Annotated in this window: 3 protein-coding genes and 1 tRNA gene; 2 read left to right on the top strand and 2 right to left on the bottom strand. The window is 61.9% G+C overall.

Features of this window, described 5'->3' with window-relative positions; genetic code table 11:
• Both hisN and IC66_RS0110430 read right to left on the bottom strand, forming a co-directional pair.
• The coding region (gene hisN, locus IC66_RS0110435) for a histidinol-phosphatase (protein WP_038947570.1) at positions 1-721 on the bottom strand (721 nt) is incomplete at its 3' end.
• Positions 722-1,253: 532 nt separating this feature from the next.
• Positions 1,254-2,144 carry an N-formylglutamate amidohydrolase gene (locus IC66_RS0110430; protein ID WP_018316156.1) on the bottom strand — a complete coding sequence of 297 codons (891 nt, stop codon included), beginning with the start codon at positions 2,142-2,144 and terminating at the stop codon, positions 1,254-1,256.
• Positions 2,145-2,470: 326 nt separating this feature from the next.
• On the opposite strand from IC66_RS0110430, the gene cpdR reads away from it, so the two are divergent.
• Complete coding sequence (cpdR, locus tag IC66_RS0110425; protein ID WP_007597092.1) at positions 2,471-2,830, top strand: cell cycle two-component system response regulator CpdR; 360 nt, start codon at positions 2,471-2,473, stop codon at positions 2,828-2,830.
• A 75-nt stretch (positions 2,831-2,905) separates the two neighbouring features.
• A tRNA-Val gene (locus tag IC66_RS0110420) sits at positions 2,906-2,980 on the top strand.
• Positions 2,981-3,029: the final 49 nt, after the last annotated feature.

The following is a 3,029-nucleotide window of genomic DNA, read 5'->3' as shown; positions in this document are numbered from 1 at the left end:
GGCCGCCGCCCTGGGCCGGCTTGCCTTCCCAGGTGGTGACGACGCCGCCGGCGCCGGTCACGATCGGGATCAGCGCGGCGATGTCGTAAGGCTTCAGCTCGGTCTCGACCACGAGATCGACGTGGCCGGCCGCCAGCATGCAATAGGAGTAGCAGTCGCCGCCATAACGCGACAGACGCGCGCCCTTCTCGATGCGGCTGAAAATGGCGCGGTCGCGCTCGTTCATCAGGAGCGGGCTGGTGGTGTAGGTCGTGGCTTCCGAAAGCGAGGCGCAGCGGCGAACCTGGAGCCGGCGCTCGCCGGACGGGCCCTTGTAGTTGGCCGAACCGTTGTCGCCGGAGAAGCGCTCGCCGATGAAGGGCTGGTGCATCATGCCGTAGACCGGCGCGCCCTTGTGCAGCAGTGCGATCAGCGTCCCCCAGATCGGAAAGCCGCCGATGAAGGATTTGGTGCCGTCGATGGGGTCGAGCACCCAGACATAGTCGGCCTCCTCGCGCTCATTGCCGAATTCCTCGCCGACGATGCCGTGCTGAGGGAAGTTGGCCTTGATCAGCCGCCGCATCACCGCCTCCGCGGCGCGGTCGGCCTCCGTGACGGGGTCGAAATCCTTGGTCTTGCTCTTGTCGTCGATCGACAGCGAGGTGCGGAAGAACGGCAGGATGGTTTCGCCGGAGGCGGTGGCGAGCCGTCCGATGAAGGCGGAAAAGTCGATCACCGTCACAGGCCGAATCCTCAAAGCGAAGGTTGGATGGAGCTCCCTCTTGCCTAGCTCAATTCGCCTCCCGCGTGCAGCGCTGACTTGATCTTGCACCCTGGTATTTTGGATGCCGAAGGCTGCTGCCCCATCCAAGTCATCTGCTGGCCAAATATCGATCACAGAGTTGAAAACTTAGTTCCGAATATGCCTTGTTCGTATGCAAATGGCTATCAACCCATTGAAATTCCTTATCAAAGAAACTGAATCTGGGTTTCCATAGAAGCAATTGAGCCATGTGCGTATTGCATGGGAAATGGCTCAAAAGCCCTTGCACTTTGTGCGGCGCGGTCGCATATTGTTGCGGTGCGGTAGCGCTTGGCGTTACCGCTGCCCTCCTTGGGCGTTTCCTCCCTAGACTTGGGCCGCTTGCGTCATTCGCGAGCGGCCCTTTTTTCTTTGGGCCTGTCGTTTTCGTTTCAAGGTGCGCAGCGAAAGCGAAGCGAAGACGCGTTCGCCCGATCACAGACAATACGATCTGACGAAGAAAAGCCGGCGCCTATTCTGCCGCGGCCTGGAACGGGCCGAGATCGCCGAACGGAATCGTGGTCGCCAGCACGTCGGCGAGAACGCCGAAGTCGGACGCCACTTGCGCAAAGCGTGCACTCCGCTCGCGCCGCCGCTCGTCCATGTAGATCGCACGGTTGAGCTCGAGCTGCACCGCGTGCAGGCCGCTCGCGGGATTGCCGTAATGCTCGGTGATGAAGCCGCCGGCATAGGGCTTGTTGCGGCCGATCGAATAGCCGAGCCCGGTCATGGTCTCCTCGACCCGGTCGGGCAGAAGCGGGGTGCAGCTTGTGCCGTAGCGGTCGCCGATCACGACGTCGGGCCGGCGCGGCTCGTCCCTGCTGACGCCGACCGAGGGCATCGAATGGCAGTCGACCAGCACCACGGTGCCGAACATCTGGTGCACCTTGTTGATCAGCCGGCGCAGCGCGCGGTGGTAGGGCTTGTATAGCGTCTCGATCCGCCCCAGCGCATCGTCGACCAGGATGCGGTCGCGGTAGATCTCCTGGCCGTCGCCGACCACGCGCGGAATGGTGCCGAGGCCGCCGGCGACCCGCATCGAGCGGGTATTGGCAAAGCTCGGCAGCCGTCCGCTGAACATGCGGGGATCGAGCTCATAGGGCTCGCGGTTGACGTCGACATAGGAGCGGGGAAAGTTGACCCGCACGGTCGGAAAGCCGCGCTCGCTCAAGTGGCCGATCAGCTCGTCCATGAAGGAATCTTCGGACCGCCGCAGCGTCGGCAGGTCGATCCTGGACGCCGCGAGGAATTCGTCCGGATAGGTCGAGCCGGAATGGGGCGAGTTGAAGATGACAGGCGCGCGCCATTGCGCGGGCTCAACGATCTCGAAGGCTGGCGACACCTCGCCGTCAAACCGGGTCATCTTCTCAGGCTTCGTCCCTTAGCGGCAGGATCCGGGCCTCGGATCGAATTGATTCGGCCGATCGATGCGGCTCTTATGTGTCGTCATTGTCCGGAATCGCAACCATTCTGCCAAGCGAAAAGATGTGATCGGCGCTGGAACATGTCTTAACCGTGTGGGCAGGGAAGCGGGGATGCGCCGGCGGCTCGATTGATTCGAGCGGCATTCCGGTTCACAAGGAGCCGGCAGTGCAGCCGGCTTGGGGTTAAGATTTTCACCCCAAATTTACCCTCTGTCCGGCTTAGTAAGCTCTGCTGATATCCTCTGGGGATTCGACGTTTCCTGCCATGCCAAAAATCCTGCTCGCTGAAGACGACAACGACATGCGCCGTTTCCTGGTCAAGGCGCTGGAAAACGCCGGTTTTCAGGTCTCGTCCCATGACAACGGCATGGCCGCCTATCAGCGGTTGCGGGAAGAGCCGTTCGAAATGCTGCTCACCGACATCGTGATGCCGGAGATGGACGGCATCGAGCTCGCCCGCCGGGCCTCGGAACTCGACCCCGACATCAAGATCATGTTCATCACCGGCTTCGCTGCGGTCGCCCTGAACTCGGATTCGGACGCCCCCAAGAACGCCAAGGTGCTGTCCAAGCCCGTGCATCTGCGCGAATTGGTCAGCGAAGTGAACAAGATGCTGGCGGCCTAAATCGGCCCCGTTCCGTCCTTGCACAGGGTCCCCTCGTCCGTTATAGGGACCCCACCCGACGTAAGTGGACTTTTAGGGCACGTAGCTCAGCGGGAGAGCACTACCTTGACATGGTAGGGGTCACAGGTTCGATCCCTGTCGTGCCCACCATCCTTCGCTCGCGATAGCGAGAGAAGGATGCCGCGCCGAAGCCCAAAGG

This window comes from Bradyrhizobium genomosp. III (assembly GCF_000261705.1).
Classification (GTDB): domain Bacteria; phylum Pseudomonadota; class Alphaproteobacteria; order Rhizobiales; family Xanthobacteraceae; genus Bradyrhizobium; species Bradyrhizobium ottawaense.
This window is presented reverse-complemented; position numbering and strand designations above follow the sequence as displayed.

What these genes read in the sequence shown, in the direction of transcription:
- IC66_RS0110430 (WP_018316156.1), bottom strand. Translation starts at nt 2,144, where the DNA reads ATGACCCGGTTTGACGGCGAGGTGTCGCCAGCCTTCGAGATCGTTGAG.
- cpdR (WP_007597092.1), top strand. Translation starts at nt 2,471, where the DNA reads ATGCCAAAAATCCTGCTCGCTGAAGACGACAACGACATGCGCCGTTTC.